The sequence below is a fragment of the Anaerotalea alkaliphila genome (assembly GCF_010179735.1).
In the GTDB taxonomy this organism is placed as follows: Bacteria; Bacillota; Clostridia; order Lachnospirales; family Vallitaleaceae; genus Anaerotalea; species Anaerotalea alkaliphila.
The window spans coordinates 41,390-61,431 of sequence record NZ_JAAEEH010000004.1; the positions used below are offsets into that span (position 1 = coordinate 41,390).

The following is a 20,042-nucleotide window of genomic DNA, read 5'->3' on the forward strand; positions in this document are numbered from 1 at the left end:
GCTATACTGGGAGTAGACACATATGTTTGTTAAAGTTTAGACAATCAATTGCAAATGGAGGTGCATGCCATGGGTTTCAGACTGGCAGAAAACGAAAAGGACCGATACCTCTCGGAGCTGCTGCAATCCTACCATGTTTTCGCCCCCGTCGCCAAAGCGGGAAAAGGGGCGTTTTCGGACACGGATGTGGTCGGTTACGGGGAAATCGAATCCTTCGGGGACATCGTCCTGGACAGGAAGTCCCATTTTTCCCCGAAGGAAGTGTTCTATCCCGTCAGGGAAACCTTGTTCCAGTTCCTGAAGGATGAGGTGCTCGAAACCACCATCGACGAAAAGCCGCTGGTGGTCCTGGTCCGTCCCTGCGACCTGAATGGGGTGCGGCGTCTGGACACCATTTTCCTGAAGAATGGCCAGGAGGTGGACACCTATTACGAACGCCGCCGCAAAAAGGTGAAGTTCCTGATGGTGGAGTGTACGGAAGGCTTCGACACCTGCTTCTGCGTATCCATGGGTTCCAATGTGGCCACGGACTACGATGGGGCCCTGCGCTTCGAGGAGGGTTCCCTGCTGCTGGACATCAAGGATCCGGCGCTTGCGACGGAAATCCTCAGGGACAGGCCGGAAGCGGACTTCCAGGTGGAATACATCCGGGAGAACAAGGTCAAGGTGGACGCCCCCCCTCTGGAGGCTGTGACCAAGGACCTCTTCGACCATGATCTTTGGACGGAATACACGTCCCGTTGCATCGCCTGCGGCCGCTGCAACACCTCCTGCATCACCTGCTCCTGCTTCACCATGCAGGATGTCCAGGTGAACGACGAGAAGAACCTGGGAGAACGGCGCAGGGTCTGGGCCAGCTGCCACATCGACGGCTATTCGGACATGGCCGGGGGCCACAACTTCCGGAAGAAGCACGGGGAGAAGATGCGCTTCAAGACCATGCACAAGGTCAACGACTACCACCGCCGCTTCGGCGAGCACATGTGCGTGGGCTGCGGCCGCTGCGACGACGTCTGTCCGGAGTACATCTCCTTCTCCAAATGCATCAACAAGCTGAACCAGATCGCAAAGGAGGTCGCCCAATGACCAATCCCTACTTGCCAAAGCCCTATGAACTGGTGGGGATCCGCAAGGAGACCGCCATCGACTACACCTACACCATCGACTACCAGGGTCCCGTCACCGGAGGGCAGTTCATGGAAGTCTCCATACCCGGTGTGGGGGAGGCCCCCATTTCCATCAGCGACTTCGACGGTTCCACCATCGACATGACCATCCGGAAGGTCGGACGGCTGACGGACAAGATCTTCGAGATGGAGCCCGGGGATTCCCTTTTCCTGCGGGGACCCTACGGCAACGGCTTCCAGCTGGACAACTTCAAGGGAAGGGACCTGGTGGTCATAGCCGGCGGGACCGGCCTTGCTCCGGTCAAGAAGACCATCCAGCACTACATGGAGAACCTGGACCAGGTGAAGAGCCTGGAAGTACTCTTGGGCTTCAAAAGCCCCTCGGACATCCTCTTCACCGACGACATCCTGCGCTGGGAAGAGAAGGCCAAGGTCATCCTCTCCGTGGACAACCCCGTGGAGGGGTGGGACGGTCATACGGGCCTGGTCACCACCCACGTGACGAAGCTGGACCTTTCCAATGTGAAGGAGAAGACCGCCATCGTGGTGGGGCCTCCCATCATGATGAAGTTCATGACACTGGAACTGTTGAAGAACGGATTCCTGGAGGAGAACATCTGGGTGTCCTTCGAGCGCAAGATGAGCTGCGGCATCGGCAAATGCGGACACTGCAAGATCGACGAGACCTATGTTTGTCTGGAAGGCCCCGTGTTCAACTACACCAAGGCCAAGAACCTGTTGGATTAAGGAGGGCGCCATGAGCATAAACAGAAAAACCGTCACCAAGAATGCCTACCGCATCACCAAGACACGGGACAAGACCTGCCTGCGGATCCGCGTTCCCGGCGGCCATTTGGAGACCCGCTTCTTCCCCCTGATCCAGTCCATCGCAGACGACTACGGCAACGGGACGGTCCATCTGACCACCCGCCAAGGCTTCGAGGTTCCGGACATCGATTTCGACAAGATGCAGGACATCAACGCCAAAATCCGTCCCCTCATCGAGTCCCTGGGGCTGGACATGGCCATCGGGGAAAACGGCTATCCCGCAGCAGGCACAAGGAACATCTCTGCCTGCATCGGCAACCGCGTCTGTCCCTTCGCCAACGACGACACCACCCGGGTGGCCGACAATCTGGAAAAGGCCGTCTATCCCCATGACTTCCATTTCAAGATTGCGGTCACCGGGTGCCCCAACGACTGCATCAAGGCCCACATGCAGGACTTCGGCATCATTTGCGTCACCGAGCCCCAGTACGACCCCAGCCGCTGCATCACCTGCGAGGCCTGCTCGGACAACTGCAGGAAGAAGGTGACCGGAGCCTTGAGCGTCCGGGACTTCAACATCGAGCGGGACCACGAGAAGTGCATCGGCTGCGGCGAGTGCATCCTGAAATGCCCCACCGGCGCCTGGACCCGGGGAGACAAGAAGCTCTACCGGATGGTCATCATGGGCCGCACCGGCAAGAAGAACCCCCGGATCGCCATGCCTTTCCTGAAATGGGCGGACGAGGAGACCATCACCCAAGTGATCCAAAACACCTACCGGTTCGTGGACAACTACATCGACCGTTCCCTTGCCAAGGAGCACATCGGCTACATCGTGGACAGGATGGGCTTCCAGGTCTTCAAGAAGGAAGTGCTGGAGGGCGTCGTCCCCAACAAGGAGGCCCAGATCGCCGAAAACATCACCTGGGGCGGATACTGGTACAACCAAAATCTGGAGTTCAAATAGGAGGCTGCCATGCAAGAGGTTCTGTTATATGAAGACATCCTGAACGTGCTGGTCGAACTGGAGAAGGCCGGACAGGCCCATTACCTGCAACTGGCGGACAAGACCCCCGACCCGTCCCTGAAGGAGCTGTTCCAGCTCCTCGCCCGCCAAGAGAAGCGGCACCAGGCCATTTACGAGGATTACAGGAAGACCAACGTCCACTTCAAGCGGGAGGCGGTGACCGGGGAATACAAGGCCTACATGGACGCCCTGCTCCAGGGAACCATGGCCTTCCTCCGGACCGAGGAAAGCTTCACGGAATACGCCCGCGGCTTCGACACCGCCGTCGGCTTGGAAAAGGACACCCTGCTCTTCCTGTCCGAACTCAAGAAACTGGTGGATCCCCCCATGCATCCGGGCATCGACCAGCTCATGGACGAGGAACGGAAGCACCTGGAATATCTGTATACAAGGAGACCCTGACATGTACGAAGAACTGGTGGACAAGATTGCGGCGGCGGGGGTCGGCAAATACGCCCTGCTGCAGAAAAGCAAAGGCAGATACTTCATCCTGGCCATGCTGGCCGGGATGTACGTGGGGTTCGGGATCCTGCTGATCTTCAGCGTGGGGGCCCCCTTGGCGGATTCCCCCCTGCGGAAGACCCTCATGGGCGTCAGCTTCGGCATCGCCCTGAGCCTGGTGGTGATGGCGGGGTCCGAACTCTTCACCGGCAACAACCTGGTCCTGACCGTGACCTCCCTGGAGCGCAAGGTCTCCTGGCTGGGCACCGCAAAGCTCTGGGGCTGGTCCTACCTGGGGAACCTGGCGGGGAGCGTGCTGCTGGCGGCCATCTTTGTCCTCTCCGGCAGCGCCCGGGGACCTGTGGGTGAATTCTTCATCCAGACGAGCCAGGCAAAGATGGCCGGGGGATTCCTGGACCTCTTCTTCAAAGGGGTCCTCTGCAACATCCTTGTGTGCCTGGCGGTGCTCTCTTCCATCAAGCTGAAGGAGGAAACCGCCAAGCTGATCATGATCTTCTGGTGCCTTTTCGCCTTCATCACCGCCGGCTTCGAGCACAGCATCGCCAACATGACCATCCTGGCGGTGGGCCTTCTGGCACCCCACGGAGGCACCCTGAGCCTTTACGGCTTCTTCGCCAACCTGGTCCCCGTCACCCTGGGGAACATGGTGGGAGGCGCTGTTTTCGTAGGCCTGGCCTATTGGCTGGTGGGCCGGAAGGCCGCCTAACGAAAAGGGCAGCTGCACATCCAACGTTTCCATGTTGGCGTGCAGCTGCCCTTTTCACATTGCGCAAAAGTATCCTACAGGACTCCCAGAAGGTTGCTCATCTCGATGGCGGTGACGGCCGCGTCATAGCCCTTGTTCCCTGCCTTGGTGCCAGCCCGCTCGATGGCCTGCTCGATGGTGTCGGTGGTAAGAACCCCGAAAACCACGGGAATCTCCGTCTCCAGGGACACGCTGGCCACGCCTTTGGTCACCTCTCCGGAAACGTAGTCGAAATGGGGGGTGGATCCCTTGATCACCGCGCCCAGGCAGATGACGGCATCGTACTTCCCGGATTTGGCCATCTTTTTGGCCACCAGGGGAATCTCGAAGGCTCCCGGCACCCATGCAACCTCGATGTCCTCCTCCTTTACCCCATGGCGCACCAGGCCGTCTACGGCCCCTCCCAACAGCTTGCTGCCGATGAATTCGTTGAACCGGCCTACCACGATGCCGAATTTTTGGCTGTCCGCCACCAGTTTTCCTTCATATACCTTCATCACTTTTCCTCCTTGAAGTTGAGCATATGGCCCATTTTGAGTTTTTTAGTCTTCAGATAGAATTCGTTCTTCTCGTTGTGGTTCATTTGGATCGGCACCCGCTCCACAATCTCGATGCCGTAGCCGGACAATCCGCTCAGCTTCTTGGGATTGTTGGTGAGCATCCGGATCTTCTTCACACCCAGGTCCTGGAGGATCTGGGCGCCGATGCCGTAGTCCCGGAGGTCGTCGGGAAAGCCCAGATGCAGGTTGGCCTCCACCGTGTCCATGCCCTGGTCCTGGAGGGCGTAGGCCCGCAGCTTGTTGATGAGCCCGATGCCACGGCCTTCCTGCCGCATGTAGAGCAGGATCCCCTTGCCGGCCTTCTCGATTTCCATCATGGCGGTGGCCAGCTGGTCGCCGCAGTCGCAGCGGAGGGAACCGAAGGCGTCTCCCGTCAGGCATTCCGAATGGACCCGGACAAGCACCGGCTCCCCGTCGGAAACATCCCCTTTCACCAGGGCCACATGGTGCTCCCTGTTCAGGGTGTTCTCGTAACCGACCACACGGAATTCCCCGTATTTGGTGGGCATCTTCGCTTCCGTCACCCGTTCCACCAGATGCTCCCGCTGCCTCCTGTAGGCGATCAGGTCAGCGATGGTGATCAGCTTGAACCCGTGTTCCTTCACGTAATCCATCAGCTCCGGCACCCGCGCCATGGTCCCGTCCTCGTTCATGATTTCGCAGATGACCCCTGCCGGCTTGCAGCCCGCAAGCATCGCCAGGTCCACCGCCGCCTCCGTATGTCCCGCCCGGACCAGCACGCCGCCTTCCTTGGCCGCCAGGGGGAATATGTGTCCCGGCCTTGCGAAATCCCCCGGCTTGGCGTCGTCGTCCACCAGCTTCAGCAGCGTATCCGCCCGCTCCGCCGCGGAAATCCCCGTGGTGACCGTATGTACGTCCACGGAAACGGTGAAGGCCGTCTCCTTCGCGTCCGTGTTGTTTTCCACCATGGGATGGATGCCCAAGGCGTCCAGCCGCTCCCGTGTCATGGGCGCGCAAATCAATCCCCTGGCGTGTTTCGCCATGAAGTTGACCGCTTCCGGCGTGGCCTTTTCGGCCACCATCAGCAGGTCCCCTTCGTTTTCCCTGTCCTCGTCGTCCACCACCACAATCATCTTGCCTGCCTTCAGGTCTTCAATCGCTTCCTCAATCGTATTGAACATGTCTGCACCCGCTTTCCTATGGTTGATTCCCACCCTTACGCAAATCCGTTGTCTTTCAGGAATTGCAGGTCGATGGGATTTTTCTTTTCCGCCTTCTCTTCGAACAGCATGAACCTGTCCAGATACTTGCCGAACATGTCGCACTCCACATTGACCGGAGCCCCCAGGGCTTTGGAGGTCAGGGTGGTGTGCTGCTGGGTCAGGGGGATGATGGAAACCCGGAAGCTTTCCATCCCCGTGTCCGCCACCGTCAGGCTGGTCCCGTCCAGCGCCACGGAACCCTTTTCGATCACATAGCGCATGATGGAGGGGTCGGCTCCGATCTCCACCCAGATGGCGTTCCCCTCGTCCTTCCGGGAGAGGACCTTCCCGACGCCGTCGATGTGGCCGGATACCAGATGCCCCCCCAGCCGGTCCCCCAGCCGGAGCGCCCTTTCCAGGTTCACCGGACTTCCGGCCCCCAGACCGCCCAGGTTGCTCCTGCGCATGGTTTCCGGCATCACATCCACCACGAAAAGGCCGCTCTCCATATGGACCACCGTCAGGCAAACGCCGTTCGTGCTGATGCTGTCGCCGATCCTGGTGCCCTCCAGCACCTTCCTCGCCTTGACCGCAATTTTTGCGTGGCTGCTCCCCACATCCAGGGAGGCCACCGTTCCGATTTCCTCAATCAATCCTGTAAACATTTCCAACCTGTCCTTTCCTTGGAACGGCTTCAATCCGCAGGTCCCCCCCCGATGGGTGGACCTCCATGTCGTCCAGCCGGATCCCCTCCCGCACATGGGGGAATCCCGCCCCCTCCACCGGTGTTTTGGCGTCCCGTCCTCCCAGCAGGAGGGGGGCGACGAAGGCCACCACCCTGTCTACAAGCCCTTCCTTCAGGACCGAGAAGTTCAGGTTTCCTCCCCCTTCCAGCAGGATGCTGTCGATCTTCTCTTCCCCCAGCCAGGCGAAGAGATGTGGCAGGTCCACCTGCCCGTCCTTCTCCGGAACCACCACAACCTCCACTCCCAAGGCCGCAAGCTGCTCCCGCTTCTTGATGGGAGCTTTGGCCGTGGTGGCCAGGATCCTTCGGCTTCCCGGGGTGTCCTGCAGCACCTGGGCGTCCAGGGGGATCCTTCCGCAGGTGTCCACGATGATCCGGTGGGGATGGCTGGGCTCCGGAACGTCCAGCCGTGTGGTGAGGCTGGGGTCGTCCGCCAGCACGGTGCCGATGCCCGCCATGATGGCCGAAACCCTGTGCCGCAGCTCGTGGACATGGGCCCTGGATGCCTCGTTGGTGATCCACTTGGAATCCCCCGTCGCCGTTGCGATCTTTCCGTCCAACGTCATTGCCGTCTTCAGGATGCAATAGGGCATTTTTGAGCTTATGTACTTCAGGAAGATCCGGTTCAGCTTCCTTGCCTCCTCCTCCAGAACGCCCACTTCCACCTGGATGCCGTTGTCCTTCAGGATCTGCAGTCCTTTTCCGGCCACCAGGGGATTGGGGTCCTCCATGGCCACCACCACCCTGGCGATCCCTTGGGCCACGATGGCTTGGGCGCAGGGCGGGGTCTTCCCGTAATGGGAGCAGGGCTCCAGCGTCACATACATGGTGGCCCCCTCCACATCCTCCGTAGCGCTGGCGAATGCCTCCACTTCCGCATGGGGGCCGCCATAGCGCTTGTGGTATCCCCGTCCGATGACCCGCCCATCCTTTACGATCACGGCGCCCACCAGGGGATTGGGGTTGGTATGTCCCGCTCCCTTGGCCGCAAGTTCCAGCGCCATCCGCATATGTTCCATGTGCATCCTTACCACCTCCCGGACGCCCGGCGGTACCGGGCGAAGCTTTCTGATGAGAATAGAAAAACCCTGGACAGGACGTCCAGGGCTGATTCCACCAATGGAAGGGCTTTTCGCCCTCCTTCATCTTTTGTTCTTCTTCCATCCAGACTATACTGTCGGTCTTGGAATTTCACCAAGTCAACCCCATGGAACATGCGGCTCGTGGACTTTAACCACCGGTCGGGAATTTCACCCTGCCCTGAAGATCCTATGCATTTTTTTCAATATAGCACAACCGCCGGTTTCTTGTCAAGAAAAACACAATCACCGGCGGGGGCTTAGGGCTCGAACCGCACCATGTCCTTCCGGTTCTTGGGGAAGACATTGATCCAGGTCTTCCCCTCCCGCATGACCAGGGGCCGTCCGTCCGCCAGGAAGAACAGGGTGGGGTCCTGCCTGGATTTCCTGCTCCAGGTGATGGGCACCGCGAATCCGTTGGAGATGTGCCATCCCTGGCCGGTTCCCGTAAGCTCCATGTCCATCCGCCCGGCCGCATCCCCTTTGATCGTCCACATGCCCGCAAACTGCACCAGGACATTCTCATAGGCCAGCTGCCCTCCGGTTTCCTTGTCGATCTGGGGGGCTCCGTACTGGAACCGCAGGTAGGTGCCGCTTTCCTTGTCGAAGGTGAACCAGGGCTTGGCGTAATTGGAGTACCCCAGGTCCACCCTCCCCGCGGCGGCTCCTGCCGTAGGCCCTTCCGGGCTGAAGAGGAACTTGCCCTCCCTGTCGGGCTCCTTCCGGTAGCCCACCTTCTCCCAAGCCGCCATGATCCCCTGCTGGCTGGTGTACTTGTCATGGGGAGCTTTCCTGGCCCTGTCCCTGAAGCAGAGGATTTCATCCAGGTAGGAAAGGCCGTTCAGGCTGGGAGCCTTTCTTTCCTTGATTGCGGTCCTGGCTTGGGGGCTAAGGCCGTAATGCACGTACAGGGCGTCGTGTTCCGCGGCGAAATCCAGGTAGTAGTGCCGGGCGCTGCGCACGGGGCCGATCTTGGGGGCGTCGAAGTCCTGAAAAACCGCGTACAACCTGGTTATGCCCCCCTCCACCAGGGTCTCATAGACGATGTCCGCCTGGGCCAGTCCGCTTTGGGGCATGGCCGCCTTCAGGTTGTTGACCATGACGCCAACCGGCCGTCGGACCGCCGCCTCCTCCCTGATCCTGCGGCCCGTGAGTGGGTTGATCCCCTGAGGTGCCGTCTCCTCCTGCTGGACCTCTTGGGGCGGGACCTCCTCCGGGACTTCCGTTTCCGGCTCCTCCTCAGGCACCGCAGGTTCCTCGGGCGCCGGACCTTCCGCTTCCACCGGAATCTCCCCCGGGGCCTCTTCTTTCCCCTTGCATCCTCCCGGCAGGGCCAGTAGGGCCAGCAGCACCAGGAGCACCAGGATGTTCCTCTTTTTTCCCATAGCCTCTCCTTTTCCCTTCAGCTTTTCTTGCCGGTGTCCCGTTTCTTGTCCTCGGAGAATTCCAGCATCATGGACCTGTACTTCAACGGCACGAACTGCCGCTGCAGTTTGGGATTCTTCCTCCCCTCGATGGCGACGGCGTGGAAATAGGCTTTCCACAGCCCCTGCATCCCCTCTTCTTCCTTGGAGGTGTTCCAGTCTTTCCCCTCCCAGTCCGCAAGGACCCACTTCCCGTCCATGCCCACCACCGCCTTCTTCCTCTTCGTGTCCTCGATGATGAACCGCTCTTGCCCGAGCCGGTCCGCGAAATGTCCCGCCACCAGTTCCAGGATGTCCGCATCCGGGGCGAACCTGGCCAGCAGGAACTTCCCTTCCATTTCCGCAAAGCGCAGGAGGCCCAGGAAGCGGTGGCGTTCGAAGGCCACCTGCCGGCCGGTCTTCTTGACCTGGTGCACGACGGGATCCCCGTGGAGCCTGTCGATGTCCGCTCCCACCTTGAAGGCAAGGACCAGGTACCGGAGCAGGATCCCGTCCTTGTCCTCCCGGTTGGAGAGGAAGGTGTGGTAGACATCCAGGAAGACCTGCCGGGGAAACCGCTCCTCCAGTGCGTCATAGACCTTCCTTGCCTGCCAGTCCACCGTCTCCACAACCTTCCATTCCTCCAGCAGGGGATAGCCGTACCCTTTCTCCGCGTGGATGTTGTCCGCCTTCCCGGAATGGTAGTGGGCGTAGATGCAGGTGAGGAACCCGTCCAAGGTGCCGTCGTGGAGGTAGGTCATGGGAAACCACCGACCTCCCGGTGGAGTCCCTGCCCCGGGTCGAAGAGCCCCACCTGGCTGAACCGGGGAAGGGGATGCAGGACCTCCTTCACGGCGTCCACCGTAAGCTCCCCGTCCCCCAGGTACTTGCCCCCGCAGGTGAGGAAATGCCTGGCCCTTTTCAAGGCCACCCCCATCCGCTGCAGGTCCTCCTGGCCCACCTTGCGCACGCCCCGCTGCCGGACGATCCTTCCCGCGCTGGTGGGGCCGATTCCCGGGACCCGCAACAGGGTCTTGTAGTCCGCCTTGTTCACCTCCACGGGGAATTCATGGAGATGGCGAAAGGCCCAGTGGATCTTGGGGTCGTACTCCAGGTCCAGGTCCGGAGTGCCCTCCGGAAGGATCTCCTCCGCCGTGAATCCGTAAAAACGCAGCAGCCAGTCCGCCTGATACAGCCGGTGCTCCCGCAACAGGGGCGGTGCCGTCTGGAGGGAGGGCAGGAGACTTCCCCCGTTGACCGGCATGTAGGCGGAAAAGTATACCCGCTTCATCTGGAACCTGCGGTACAGGGCCTGGGTGGCCTTGAGGATGGTCCGGTCGCTGTCCCGGGTGGCTCCCACGATCATCTGGGTGGATTGGCCTCCCGGCACGAACTTCGGCGCATGCCGGAACGATTTTTGCTCCTCCTTGGACTGCCGGATCTCCCTCGCCATCTGCTCCATGGGAAGATAGAGCTTCTCCGGCTTCTTCTGGGGTGCGAGCAGGGCCAGGCTTTCCCTTGTGGGAAGTTCCAGGTTCACGCTCATCCGGTCCGCCAGGAGTCCCGCCTGGTGGATGAGCTGGGGGTCCGCACCCGGGATTGCCTTCACATGGATGTAGCCGAAGAACTTCTCCCGCTCCCGCAGGAGCTGGAGGATCCTTACGATCTTCTCCATGGTGTGGTTGGGGGACCGCTCGATGGCCGAGCTCAGGAACAGGCCCTCGATGTAGTTCCTCCGGTAGAAGCCGATGGTCAGCTCCACGATCTCCTCCGCGGTGAAGGAGGCCCGGGGGATGTCGTTGCCCGACCGGCTGGCGCAATAGGCGCAATCGAACACGCAGTCGTTGGAAACCAGGGTCTTCAGCAGGGAGACGCACCTTCCGTCCGAGGACCAGGTGTGGCAGATGCCGCAGGCCGCCGCATTCCCCAGGCCGCCCTGGTTCTTCTTCTCCACACCGCTGGAGGCGCAGGAAACGTCATATTTCGCTCCGTCCGCCAGGATCTGCAGCTTGTCCAAAGTGCTCTTGTCCATCCGGTCGCACCGCCCTTTCTAGAGGATTTTCATATGCCAATTATAGCAAAAAGGGCAGGCACTTGCAAACATTTGTTCTTTTCCCTTCCCTTGAAACTCCCCTGGATTTGTACTATGATGGACATAGAGGTCCACCCGTTCCGCAAAACCAAGGAGGAGGGTCCGCCCATGCACATCCAACCGTCCATTTCCCCCATCGACTTGTCCATCTGGGACGGGTCCGTCCTCCATCAGGGAGGCAGCCAGTACTGGTTTCCCCGCAGGTTCCACCAGGTCAGCGGCTGCGGCCCGGTTGCGGCAGCCAACATCACCGCCTGGTTGGCCCAGCGATGGCCCGAACGCTATTCCAGGCTCTACCCCTACGGCACCGCCCCCTTCCAGAAGGATGCTTTCGTCCGGCACATGGTGGAGATCCGTAAATCCGTCCGTCCGGGGCTCTTTGGCCTAACCTCCGTGGAGACCTTCACCCGTCAGCTTCTGGCCTTCGCCGCCAGCCGGGGCGTGTCCCTGTCCCATGCAACGCAAAAGGACCCCATGGATTCCCATGAGGCCCTTTCCTTCATCCGCTCCGGCCTGGAGCTGCAGGTTCCCGTTGCCATCCTTGTCCTTCTGCATCCCCGCAAGGAGCTGGACGAATACACCTGGCATTGGATGACCATTACGGACCTGCGCTGCGCAAGCGGCACGCCGTCCTGCATCCTGGAGGTCTCCTCCTGGGGCCAGGAGCATCTGCTGGATTTCGACCTCCTCTGGAACCACCGGAACCAGAAGAAGCACAAAATCCACCTGGGCTATTATTTCTGAAGGGTGCTCCGCAGCACGCCGGTATCCGCCGCCGCTTTTGCCACAGCCGCCGCCACAGCCTCCACCACCCTTTTGTCGAAGGGGGACGGAACGATGTAGTCCGCAGCCAGTTCCTCTTCCTTGAGCACCTCTGCGATGGCATAGGCAGCAGCCAGCTTCATTTCCTCGTTGATCCTTGTGGCCCCTGCATCCAGGGCGCCGCGGAAGATGCCGGGGAACGCCAGCACGTTGTTGATCTGGTTGGGATAGTCGCTTCTGCCTGTTCCGATGATCCGGGCGCCCCCTTCCATTGCCAGTTCCGGCATGATTTCCGGCGTGGGGTTCGCCATGGCGAAGATGAAGGGATCCGGGCGCATGGAGGCCACCATCTCCTTGGTCACCACGTCCGCAACCGACACTCCCACGAAGACGTCCGCATCGGCCATGGCCTCGGCCAGTCCTCCAGACACGTCCTCCTTGTTGGTCAACGCCAGGATTTCCTGTTTCACGAAGTCCAGGTTGGTCCTTTTGCTGTTCAGGATGCCTTTGCTGTCAAGACACAGGATGTCCTTCACCCCGTACTGGGCGATCATCTTCACGATGGAACTTCCGGCGGCCCCCGCCCCGTTCACCACCACCTTCAGGTCCTTGGGGTCTTTTCCTGTGAGCTTGCAGGCGTTGACCAGCGCGGCTACGGTGATGATGGCGGTGCCATGCTGGTCGTCGTGGAACACGGGGATGTCCAACTCTTCCATGAGCCTGCGCTCGATTTCCACGCAACGGGGGGAGGAGATGTCCTCCAGGTTGATGCCCCCCAGTCCGGGAGCCAGCAACTTGCAGGTCCGGATGATCTCTTCCGTATCCTGGGTGTCCAGGCAGATGGGGAAGGAGTCCACATTGCCGAAGCTCTTGAACAGGATGGATTTCCCTTCCATCACCGGCATGGCCGCCTTGGGGCCGATGTTGCCCAGGCCCAGCACGGCGGAACCGTCCGTGACGACCGCCACCAGGTTGCCCTTGGAAGTGTATTTGTAGATGTTCTCCTCGTCTTCTTGGATCTTCCGGCAAGGTTCCGCCACACCGGGAGAGTAGGCAAGGCTGAGGTCTTCTTTGGTTTCCACCTGCACTTTGGATACGATTTCAATTTTTCCCCTGTGGGCTTCGTGCATCTTCAGGGACTCTTCATATACGTTCATTGGAACCTCCAGTTCAGCTATTTCTTGTTTTCTACGCTAGATTATAACCCATCCCAGCCTCGGGGGCAACGAAAAGATCTTTTTAGGCACATTGCATGCAATGTCACCATGCTATTTCTTGAGGGATCCCAGGATGCCTCGGATCAGCTGGCGTCCCACCTGGCTGCCGATGGCGGAGGCTGCGGACTTCACCAGCCGTTCCCAGGGCGTTTCCCGTCCCCTTGCAGTGGCGGGCCTGGGGATTTGCTTTTCCCCGGCAGCTTCCTTTCCCGTCCTGGCCTGGCGGGCCTGCAGCTCCTCGTAGGCGGAATGCCGGTCCACCGTCTGGGCATAGCGCCGTCCCAAATGGGATCCGGCCAGGACCCCTTCCACCGTTCCCGGAGCAGCCGGTCCGATCTTGCTTTTGGGAGGAAGGATATGGACACGCTCCACCATGCCCGGCACCCCCTTTTCGTCCAGGAAGGAGACGAGGGCCTCCCCCACCCCCAGGTGGCTGATCGCATCCACCGTCCGGAAGGCTGGATTCTCCCGGAAGCTTTCCGCCGCCACCGCCACCGCCTTTTTCTCTTTGGGCGTATAGGCCCTGAGCGCATGCTGGATCCGGTTTCCCAGCTGTCCCAGGATGGATTCCGGGATGTCCTGGGGTGTCTGGGTGATGAAGTAGAGGCCGATGCCCTTGGACCGGATCAGCTTCACGACCTGCTCGAACTTTTCCAGCAGGTAGGGGGGGATGCCCTGGAAAATCAGATGGGCCTCGTCGAAAAAGAAGACCATCCGCGGCTTCTCCAGGTCCCCCACCTCCTCCAGCTCCTCGTGGAGTTCGGAGAGGAGCCAGAGCAGGAAGGTGGAATAGAGCCGCGGATTGGAAGTCAGCCTGGAGGAGGCCAGTATGTTGACCATCCCCCGGCCCCGGCCGTCCTGGACCATCAGGTCCCGGATCTCCAGTGCCGGCTCCCCGAAGAAGCGGTCCGCCCCCTCCTCCTCCAGGACCAGCAGCTTCCTGTGGATGGCTCCGACGGACTGCCGGTTGATGTTGCCGTAGCGGACGGATAGCTCCTTGGATTCCCGCAGGACCATGTCGATCATGGCGGTCAGGTCCTTGAAGTCCAGGAGGAGCATCCCCATCTCGTCCGCCAGCTTGAACACCGTGTACAGGATGCCCGACTGGACCTCGTTCAGATCCAGCAGGCGGGAAAGCATCAGTGGCCCCATATCCGATACGGTTGTCCGCACGGGGTGTCCTTTTTCCCCATAGACGTCCCAAAACGCCACCGGACAGGGGGCGAAGTCCACGCCCCCAAGCTCCAGCAGCTGCAGGCGCTCCCGCAGCTTGGGGGCGTCCTCCCCCCCTTGGGCCATCCCGGTCAGGTCCCCCTTCACATCCTGGAGGAACACGGGAACCCCCCGTTCGCTGAACGCTTCCGCCAGCACCTGGACCGTCACCGTCTTGCCCGTTCCGGTGGCTCCTGTCACCAGACCGTGCCGGTTGGCCATCTCCGGCAACATCCCATGTACCCCTATCCTGTTCTTCCCGATTTCCATACGCATGCCCCACGCCCTCCCTCATCTCTTGTAGCCCTGCAATCCGTGGTTCCATTTCCATCCATTCTATATTATACTGTTCCCAAGAGACCTGAATTTTCCTAGTCCATGAACCGATCGGCCATGGCCGAACCCGACCTGCGCGCGAGGTGTCCTATGAAGCATATACCCAACATCCTAACCGTCTTCCGGCTGCTTTTGGTGCCTGTCTTCGCCCTGGTTTTCTTCTCCGACATGCCGAACGCCCGCTTCCATGCCTTGGGGATTTTCATCCTGGCAGGCGTTACGGACGTTCTGGACGGACAGATCGCCCGGCGGTTCAACCTGGTTTCCGTGGTGGGGACGGTCCTGGACCCCCTGGCGGACAAGCTGATGCTGCTGACCGCCCTGGTCTGCCTGACGCTTGCAGGAACCATGCCCCTCTGGGCCTTTGCCATCGTCCTCTCCAAGGAGCTTTTCATGATTTCCACCGGGGTCTACATGTACTTCCGAAAAGAAAAGGTTGTCATCCCCGCCAACCGGTTTGGGAAGATGGCAACCGTACTGTTCTTTGTGGCTGTATTCCTGATGGTCGTGCTGCCGCGCAATCCGTTCACCATGGCAGTCCTTGTGCTGGCCATCGCTTCCAAATTTTCCGCTTTGGTCTCCTATGCGCTCCTCTACAGGAAAAGGCAACGGGCCAAAGGATGACCCCTAGCCTTCCGCTTCGACCACATCCCGGTAGCTGTCCATCCTCCGGTACCGGAACCCTTCCGTGTCCTTTGCGAAATCTTCCTTGACCCTGGCCAGCTGGCCGGGGTCTTTCACTGCATCCCCAGCGGTCTTCGCCAGGATCTTTCCGATGACGACGGCCAGACGTGCCGCATACCGGGTGCCCGAACAGGCGGTGGCTTGCCAGGTATGGGCTTCCACCCCAAGGGCCCAGGCGGCTCCCATCAGCTGCCCTGTGGGCTTCACCCAGGACACGTCCCCCACATCCGTAGATGCGGAGAACAACCCCCGGCTCCAGTCCGACGGGTCGAACCGGTCCATGACCGGCTTCTCCCCGGGTTCGAATCCGTCCACATGGTATTTGGCCAGATGGTCCTCTTTCCCCTGCCGGGTGACGGTCTCCCCGATCTCCCGGAAGAACGCCTCTTCCTCTTCCAGTCCAGGCAAGGGGAACAGGATGCAGTTCTCCTGCAGGAGCCTGCCCAGGGTCCGGTTGCTCTTGAAGTCGTAGAGACCGGTGTTGATGCTGTAGTCCATCTCCGTTTCCGTCATGAGGGCCGCCCCCCTGGCCACCTTCAGGACCCTGCGGACGATTTCCAGCAGCATCCTGTTTCCCGGCGCCCGCACGTTGAACTTGGACGCCGCGAAAGCGGGGACGATGTTGGCCCTTTGGCCCCCCTCGGTGATGACATAGTGGATCCGGACCTGGTCGGGCACATGCTCCCGGAGATAGTTCACCCCCACGTGCATGAGTTCCACCGCATCCAGGGCGCTCCTGCCCATATGGGGGGAATCGGCCGCATGGGACGGAATCCCGGAGAACCGGAAGGACAGTTCCATGTTGGCCAGGGAGGGGGCGGTCCAGACCTTGTTCACGTCAAAAGGATGCCAGGTCAGGCAAAAATCCAGGTCCTCGAAGACGCCTTTCCGGATCATCTCCACCTTCCCGAAGAACATCTCCTCACCCGGACACCCGTAGTACCGGACGGTGCAGTCCAGCCCCTCCTCGTCCACCAGGGCCTGGAGCCCCAGGGCGGCAGCCAGTGCCCCGGTACCGATCAGGTTATGCCCGCAGCCATGGCCGGCTCCCCCTTCCACCAGGGGCTCCCTGGAGGTTGAAACGGCTTGGGAGAGTCCCGGCAGGGCATCGTATTCCCCCAGGAAACCCACCTTCACCTTTCCGGTGCCATACGTCGCCACGAAGGCGGTCTCCATCCCCGGCACCCCTTCGACCTTGAAGCCTTTCCGTACCATATACTCCTGCTGGAGGTCGCGCGCCCGGGATTCCTCCATGGACAGTTCCGGTTGGCTCCAAATCTCTTGGGACACACCCAGCAATTCCTCCCGGCATGCATCCAGCTTCCTGTTGATGATCTCTATCGACGACACGGCTTTCCTACCTTCCCTTCTAGGCGACGGCGACGGCCCTGAACACCACGTACACGGAGTCCTGGACCTCCAGCTCCCCTTCGAAGTCTCCGTACATCCGGATTTCCCCGAAACCGGATTCCTGCAGCAGGGCCTCCATCTGGGTGGCCTTGACCGGGAACAGGGGCATGTTGCTCCGGGTGTCCACCAGCCTGCCGTCCACATGCAGTTCCATGTAGCATTCCATGCCCTGCTGCTCCAGGCAGTTCTTCCGCTTGAGCACGACGCCTTCCCGTTCGATGGTTGGAAGCTCGGTGATGCCTTCCCGCATCAGTTTGGAGTAGTTCACCAGGTGCAGGGTCAGCACACCCTCCGGCTTCAGCAGTTCCCTTGCATGAAGGAGGAAGTGGCGGACGGCCATCTCGTTGGGCAGATGGGCCAGGTAGTTGTCCAGGCAGAGGATCTGGTCGAACACCTCCCCCTCCAGCACCCGGTCCAGCTTCAGCGGATCGGACAGCTTGAACTCCAGTCCCTCCGCCGCTTTCTCCATCGCCTTGTCCAGGATGGCGCTGTCGACGTCCACACCCACCACCTGATGGCCCCTGTCCCGCAAAGCCTTGGAGAGACATCCTGTGGCGCACCCCACCTCCAGCACCCTCTGGGGGCCTTTTCCATTTCTTTCCACATAGTCCACCCGGGCAGGCTCCACCGGGAACAGGATGTCGTAATACTCGATTATATTTGTATAATAGGTCATGGGATCCCTCCTGACATGTCAACGCATCCTCTTGCCATCCTGGGAACACCGGGAATATTTCGACAATTCCCACGGATGGAAACAATCCACTGTCAACTCCATTATAATATAGAAACCAAGCCTTGTAAAATCATTTACACCCTCCGGGGCTCTTCCCCCGGGTCATCCAGCCGGCCCTCCACCATATATTTCCGGGTTTCGGCAACCACCACCGGACTCAGGAGCAGCACCGCAATCAGGTTCGGGATGGCCATGAGGCCGTTGAAGATGTCCGCCAGGTCCCAAACCAGATGGAGGGAGAAGATGGAGCCCACAAAGACGAACAGCACCAGGGTCATCCGATAGGGGGTGATGGCGCGCTTTCCCCAAAGGTACTCGATGGCCTTTTCCCCATAGTAGGACCAGCCCAGGGTGGTTGAAAACGCGAAGGTCACCAGCCCCAGGGTGAGGAAGAAGGGTCCCGCCACAGACAGCTGGGCGAACGCTCCCCGGGTGAGGCTGGCTCCCTCCAGCCCTTCCTTCCAAAGCCCCGAATTCACCAGCACGATGCCTGTCAGCGCGCAGATCACCACCGTGTCCCAGAAGGTTCCGGTGGAGGATACCAGCGCTTGGCGGACAGGATTCCTTGTCCTGGCCGCCGCCGCCACGATGGGAGCGCTTCCCATGCCGGATTCATTGGAGAAAAGTCCCCGGGCTATCCCATACCGCATGGCTCCCATGATGCCCGCTCCCGCCAAGCCTCCCCCCACCGCGCGGATGGAGAAAGCCTCCCGGACAATGAGAAGGATGGTGTCCCCTACGGTCGACCATCCCAGGAGGAGGAGCAGGAGGCATCCGGCCGCATAGGTGGCCGCCATGAACGGCACAAGGAAATTGCATACCATGGCGATCTTTCGGATCCCGCCCAGGATCACCATGGCCGTCAGAAACGCAAACACCAGGCCTGTCACCCAGCGCTCCACATGGAATGTCTCCTGGACCATGCTGGACACGGAATTGGCCTGGACCATGCAGCCGATGCCGAATGCGGCGATTCCGGTGAAAACAGCAAACACAGCGCCCACCCATTTCCTGCCCAAGGCATGTTCCCAGATGTACATGCATCCTCCCGCCATCGTCCCGTCCTCCGTGACCACCCGGTACTTCACCGCCAGCAAAGCCTCCGCATACTTGGTGGAGATGCCGAACACGCCGGTGAGCCAGCTCCACAGAACCGCTCCCGGTCCTCCCAGGCTGATGGCTGTGGCCACCCCCACGATGTTCCCTGTGCCGATGGTGGCTGCCAGGGCTGTGGCCAGGGCGCTGAATTGGCTCACGTCACCGACGGCATCGGGATCCTTTTGGACGGATAGCCGGATGCCCGTTCCCATGTGGCGCTGGATGAAACCCAGCCGGAAGGTGAGGAAGATATGGGTGCCGAAAAGCAGCGCAATCAAGGGGAATCCCCAGAGCCATCCGCTCAAGTTGCCGATCAGTGTCGCGAATCCGTTCATGTGCCTCTCCTCATCAAAATGTCTTTTCCGAATCCAGCAGCAGGGTCACCGGACCGTCGTTGACCAGCTCCACCGCCATCTCCGCCTGGAACTCCCCTGTCCGCAGCTCGGGGAACCGTTCCTCCAGGCCCTTGCAGAAGGCGTCGAACTGGTGCCGGGCCGTGTCCGGTTTGGAAGAGGCCGTAAAGCTGGGGCGTCTTCCCTGACGGCAGTCCCCGTACAAGGTGAAGTTGGGCACGACCAGCAGTCCTCCTCCCACGTCCTGGAGGGACAGGTTCATTTTCCCTTGCGGGTCCTCGAAGATCCTCAAATTCACCAGCTTGTCCGTGACATACCGGTACTGCTCCGGTCCGTCCTCCTCCCTGAACCCCACCAGCGCCAGCAATCCCTTCCCGATCTCTCCCGACACCCGGCCCTCCACGGACACCCGGGCCCGAAGCACCCGTTGGACCACCACACGCATCAGCCTTGCTCCCCCTGCCCGCCGGACTCCAGGTGGGCGCACAGGTCCAGGGAACTGCGCATGGTGAACAGGTTGGAGGAATCGAAGTAGTGGTCTTCATAATCTTCCGTCTGATTGAAATAGGTCGTGTAGCGGAACTGCATCTGCCCCTGCAGTTCCGCAAAGGGTTTCCTGGGATTGATTCCGATGGACAGGTCCGCCCCCGCAAGGTAGTTCTTGAAGAGGACCTCCAGCACTTCCGGGCCCTCCAGATAGAACAGGATGATGTAGGCCGCATCCGTATTTTTGGATATGGGGATGCCGAAGATGCTTTTTCCCCTGTTGGAGACCGTGGGTATGACCAGGTGGGGCAGCTCCTTTGCGTTCAGGAAGGCCGTCAGATTCTCGGCGTACCTGCCCGCCGGCTCGTCCGTGCTTAAAAGATTGGTCTCCACGCTGACCACAAGACGCTTGGTTTCCAGCAGCCGTTGGAGCATTTCCAAACGGAAGGCGTCCCGGTCCTTTCGTTTGAAATATTCCAGATGGTATTCCCCTGTCTTCTTGTCCTGCCAGCATTTGATTTTTTCCTTCATGATTCAATGCCCCTTCCTTTCCATGGCCTTCTACAACAAAAGCCTT

At 60.3% G+C, this 20,042-nt stretch carries 21 protein-coding genes and 1 riboswitch; of the genes, 7 read left to right on the forward strand and 14 right to left on the reverse strand.

What is annotated here, in order from left to right; all coding sequences use genetic code 11:
* Nucleotides 1-69 precede the first annotated feature (69 nt).
* From asrA to GXN74_RS02480, 5 genes are read left to right on the forward strand one after another with little or no spacing between them, the layout of a single operon-like run.
* Entirely contained in the window at nt 70-1,086 is a 1,017-nt protein-coding gene (gene asrA, locus GXN74_RS02460; protein ID WP_162369339.1) for an anaerobic sulfite reductase subunit AsrA, read from the forward strand.
* Nucleotides 1,083-1,874, forward strand: coding sequence for an anaerobic sulfite reductase subunit AsrB (asrB, locus tag GXN74_RS02465; RefSeq protein WP_162369340.1), 792 nt, complete (start codon nt 1,083-1,085; stop codon nt 1,872-1,874). Before asrA ends, asrB begins: the two co-directional genes overlap by 4 nt.
* Before the next feature lie 10 nt (nt 1,875-1,884).
* Entirely contained in the window at nt 1,885-2,862 is a 978-nt protein-coding gene (gene asrC, locus GXN74_RS02470; protein ID WP_162369341.1) for a sulfite reductase subunit C, read from the forward strand.
* Nucleotides 2,863-2,871: 9 nt separating this feature from the next.
* Entirely contained in the window at nt 2,872-3,324 is a 453-nt protein-coding gene (locus GXN74_RS02475) for a ferritin family protein (protein WP_162369342.1), read from the forward strand.
* A gap of 1 nt (nt 3,325) precedes the next feature.
* Nucleotides 3,326-4,090, forward strand: coding sequence for a formate/nitrite transporter family protein (locus tag GXN74_RS02480; RefSeq protein ID WP_162369343.1), 765 nt, complete (start codon nt 3,326-3,328; stop codon nt 4,088-4,090).
* 74 nt (nt 4,091-4,164) lie between these two features.
* Here GXN74_RS02480 and ribH read toward each other — a convergent pair whose 3' ends face one another.
* From ribH to GXN74_RS02515, 7 genes are all read right to left on the reverse strand, one after another.
* Complete coding sequence (gene ribH, locus GXN74_RS02485) at nt 4,165-4,626, reverse strand: 6,7-dimethyl-8-ribityllumazine synthase (protein ID WP_162369344.1); 462 nt, start codon at nt 4,624-4,626, stop codon at nt 4,165-4,167.
* Nucleotides 4,626-5,831, reverse strand: a complete 1,206-nt coding sequence (locus GXN74_RS02490; protein WP_162369345.1) for a bifunctional 3,4-dihydroxy-2-butanone-4-phosphate synthase/GTP cyclohydrolase II — start codon at nt 5,829-5,831, stop codon at nt 4,626-4,628. Before GXN74_RS02490 ends, ribH begins: the two co-directional genes overlap by 1 nt.
* A 35-nt stretch (nt 5,832-5,866) precedes the next feature.
* The gene (locus GXN74_RS02495) at nt 5,867-6,517 is read right to left on the reverse strand and encodes a riboflavin synthase (RefSeq protein ID WP_162369404.1); all 651 of its coding nucleotides are present in this window, start codon (nt 6,515-6,517) and stop codon (nt 5,867-5,869) included.
* Nucleotides 6,498-7,622, reverse strand: a complete 1,125-nt coding sequence (gene ribD / locus GXN74_RS02500; protein WP_162369346.1) for a bifunctional diaminohydroxyphosphoribosylaminopyrimidine deaminase/5-amino-6-(5-phosphoribosylamino)uracil reductase RibD — start codon at nt 7,620-7,622, stop codon at nt 6,498-6,500. The genes GXN74_RS02495 and ribD overlap by 20 nt, the downstream gene beginning before the upstream one ends.
* A 123-nt stretch (nt 7,623-7,745) precedes the next feature.
* A riboswitch (FMN riboswitch) is annotated at nt 7,746-7,869 on the reverse strand.
* A gap of 67 nt (nt 7,870-7,936) precedes the next feature.
* The gene (locus GXN74_RS02505; protein WP_162369347.1) at nt 7,937-9,061 is read right to left on the reverse strand and encodes a DUF3048 domain-containing protein; all 1,125 of its coding nucleotides are present in this window, start codon (nt 9,059-9,061) and stop codon (nt 7,937-7,939) included.
* Nucleotides 9,062-9,078: 17 nt separating this feature from the next.
* Nucleotides 9,079-9,840, reverse strand: a complete 762-nt coding sequence (locus GXN74_RS02510) for a TIGR03915 family putative DNA repair protein (RefSeq protein ID WP_162369348.1) — start codon at nt 9,838-9,840, stop codon at nt 9,079-9,081.
* Nucleotides 9,837-11,111 carry a putative DNA modification/repair radical SAM protein gene (locus GXN74_RS02515; protein ID WP_162369349.1) on the reverse strand — a complete coding sequence of 425 codons (1,275 nt, stop codon included), beginning with the start codon at nt 11,109-11,111 and terminating at the stop codon, nt 9,837-9,839. The genes GXN74_RS02510 and GXN74_RS02515 overlap by 4 nt, the downstream gene beginning before the upstream one ends.
* Nucleotides 11,112-11,279: 168 nt before the next feature.
* Between GXN74_RS02515 and GXN74_RS02520 the strand changes: the two genes are divergently transcribed.
* A complete protein-coding gene (locus tag GXN74_RS02520; protein ID WP_162369350.1) occupies nt 11,280-11,915 on the forward strand; it encodes a hypothetical protein in 636 nt (211 codons plus the stop codon).
* On the opposite strand, the gene GXN74_RS02525 is transcribed toward GXN74_RS02520, so the two are convergent.
* Together GXN74_RS02525 and GXN74_RS02530 are read right to left on the reverse strand one after the other, a co-directional pair.
* Entirely contained in the window at nt 11,906-13,090 is a 1,185-nt protein-coding gene (locus GXN74_RS02525; protein ID WP_162369351.1) for an NAD(P)-dependent malic enzyme, read from the reverse strand. The genes GXN74_RS02520 and GXN74_RS02525 overlap by 10 nt on opposite strands.
* Nucleotides 13,091-13,201: 111 nt before the next feature.
* Nucleotides 13,202-14,638, reverse strand: coding sequence for a helicase HerA-like domain-containing protein (locus GXN74_RS02530; RefSeq protein ID WP_162369352.1), 1,437 nt, complete (start codon nt 14,636-14,638; stop codon nt 13,202-13,204).
* A 150-nt stretch (nt 14,639-14,788) separates the two neighbouring features.
* Between GXN74_RS02530 and pgsA the strand changes: the two genes are divergently transcribed.
* A complete protein-coding gene (pgsA, locus tag GXN74_RS02535; protein ID WP_162369353.1) occupies nt 14,789-15,322 on the forward strand; it encodes a CDP-diacylglycerol--glycerol-3-phosphate 3-phosphatidyltransferase in 534 nt (177 codons plus the stop codon).
* Between the two features lie 3 nt (nt 15,323-15,325).
* Here the strand turns inward: pgsA and GXN74_RS02540 are convergent, their stop codons facing one another.
* The 5 genes from GXN74_RS02540 to GXN74_RS02560 form a co-directional block, all read right to left on the reverse strand.
* The gene (locus GXN74_RS02540; RefSeq protein WP_162369354.1) at nt 15,326-16,732 is read right to left on the reverse strand and encodes an amidohydrolase; all 1,407 of its coding nucleotides are present in this window, start codon (nt 16,730-16,732) and stop codon (nt 15,326-15,328) included.
* 19 nt (nt 16,733-16,751) lie between these two features.
* Entirely contained in the window at nt 16,752-17,468 is a 717-nt protein-coding gene (locus tag GXN74_RS02545) for a class I SAM-dependent methyltransferase (RefSeq protein ID WP_162369355.1), read from the reverse strand.
* Nucleotides 17,469-17,602: 134 nt separating this feature from the next.
* Nucleotides 17,603-18,961, reverse strand: a complete 1,359-nt coding sequence (locus GXN74_RS02550) for an alanine/glycine:cation symporter family protein (protein WP_162369356.1) — start codon at nt 18,959-18,961, stop codon at nt 17,603-17,605.
* A gap of 13 nt (nt 18,962-18,974) precedes the next feature.
* Nucleotides 18,975-19,424: a D-aminoacyl-tRNA deacylase gene (gene dtd / locus GXN74_RS02555; protein WP_162369357.1), complete on the reverse strand. Its 450-nt coding sequence runs from the start codon at nt 19,422-19,424 to the stop codon at nt 18,975-18,977.
* Nucleotides 19,424-19,996: a hypothetical protein gene (locus GXN74_RS02560; RefSeq protein ID WP_162369358.1), complete on the reverse strand. Its 573-nt coding sequence runs from the start codon at nt 19,994-19,996 to the stop codon at nt 19,424-19,426. Before GXN74_RS02560 ends, dtd begins: the two co-directional genes overlap by 1 nt.
* Between the last annotated feature and the right edge of the window lie 46 nt (nt 19,997-20,042).

Excerpts from the sequence above, each read along its gene's own strand:
- ribH (WP_162369344.1), bottom strand. The coding sequence starts at position 4,626 with ATGAAGGTATATGAAGGAAAACTGGTGGCGGACAGCCAAAAATTCGGC.
- pgsA (WP_162369353.1), top strand. The coding sequence starts at position 14,789 with ATGAAGCATATACCCAACATCCTAACCGTCTTCCGGCTGCTTTTGGTG.
- GXN74_RS02505 (WP_162369347.1), bottom strand. The coding sequence starts at position 9,061 with ATGGGAAAAAAGAGGAACATCCTGGTGCTCCTGGTGCTGCTGGCCCTA.
- GXN74_RS02495 (WP_162369404.1), bottom strand. The coding sequence starts at position 6,517 with ATGTTTACAGGATTGATTGAGGAAATCGGAACGGTGGCCTCCCTGGAT.
- GXN74_RS02515 (WP_162369349.1), bottom strand. The coding sequence starts at position 11,111 with ATGGACAAGAGCACTTTGGACAAGCTGCAGATCCTGGCGGACGGAGCG.
- dtd (WP_162369357.1), bottom strand. The coding sequence starts at position 19,424 with ATGCGTGTGGTGGTCCAACGGGTGCTTCGGGCCCGGGTGTCCGTGGAG.
- GXN74_RS02475 (WP_162369342.1), top strand. The coding sequence starts at position 2,872 with ATGCAAGAGGTTCTGTTATATGAAGACATCCTGAACGTGCTGGTCGAA.
- GXN74_RS02560 (WP_162369358.1), bottom strand. The coding sequence starts at position 19,996 with ATGAAGGAAAAAATCAAATGCTGGCAGGACAAGAAGACAGGGGAATAC.
- asrC (WP_162369341.1), top strand. The coding sequence starts at position 1,885 with ATGAGCATAAACAGAAAAACCGTCACCAAGAATGCCTACCGCATCACC.
- asrB (WP_162369340.1), top strand. The coding sequence starts at position 1,083 with ATGACCAATCCCTACTTGCCAAAGCCCTATGAACTGGTGGGGATCCGC.
- GXN74_RS02520 (WP_162369350.1), top strand. The coding sequence starts at position 11,280 with ATGCACATCCAACCGTCCATTTCCCCCATCGACTTGTCCATCTGGGAC.
- ribD (WP_162369346.1), bottom strand. The coding sequence starts at position 7,622 with ATGCACATGGAACATATGCGGATGGCGCTGGAACTTGCGGCCAAGGGA.
- GXN74_RS02530 (WP_162369352.1), bottom strand. The coding sequence starts at position 14,638 with ATGCGTATGGAAATCGGGAAGAACAGGATAGGGGTACATGGGATGTTG.
- GXN74_RS02490 (WP_162369345.1), bottom strand. The coding sequence starts at position 5,831 with ATGTTCAATACGATTGAGGAAGCGATTGAAGACCTGAAGGCAGGCAAG.
- GXN74_RS02545 (WP_162369355.1), bottom strand. The coding sequence starts at position 17,468 with ATGACCTATTATACAAATATAATCGAGTATTACGACATCCTGTTCCCG.
- GXN74_RS02480 (WP_162369343.1), top strand. The coding sequence starts at position 3,326 with ATGTACGAAGAACTGGTGGACAAGATTGCGGCGGCGGGGGTCGGCAAA.
- asrA (WP_162369339.1), top strand. The coding sequence starts at position 70 with ATGGGTTTCAGACTGGCAGAAAACGAAAAGGACCGATACCTCTCGGAG.
- GXN74_RS02510 (WP_162369348.1), bottom strand. The coding sequence starts at position 9,840 with ATGACCTACCTCCACGACGGCACCTTGGACGGGTTCCTCACCTGCATC.
- GXN74_RS02525 (WP_162369351.1), bottom strand. The coding sequence starts at position 13,090 with ATGAACGTATATGAAGAGTCCCTGAAGATGCACGAAGCCCACAGGGGA.
- GXN74_RS02550 (WP_162369356.1), bottom strand. The coding sequence starts at position 18,961 with ATGAACGGATTCGCGACACTGATCGGCAACTTGAGCGGATGGCTCTGG.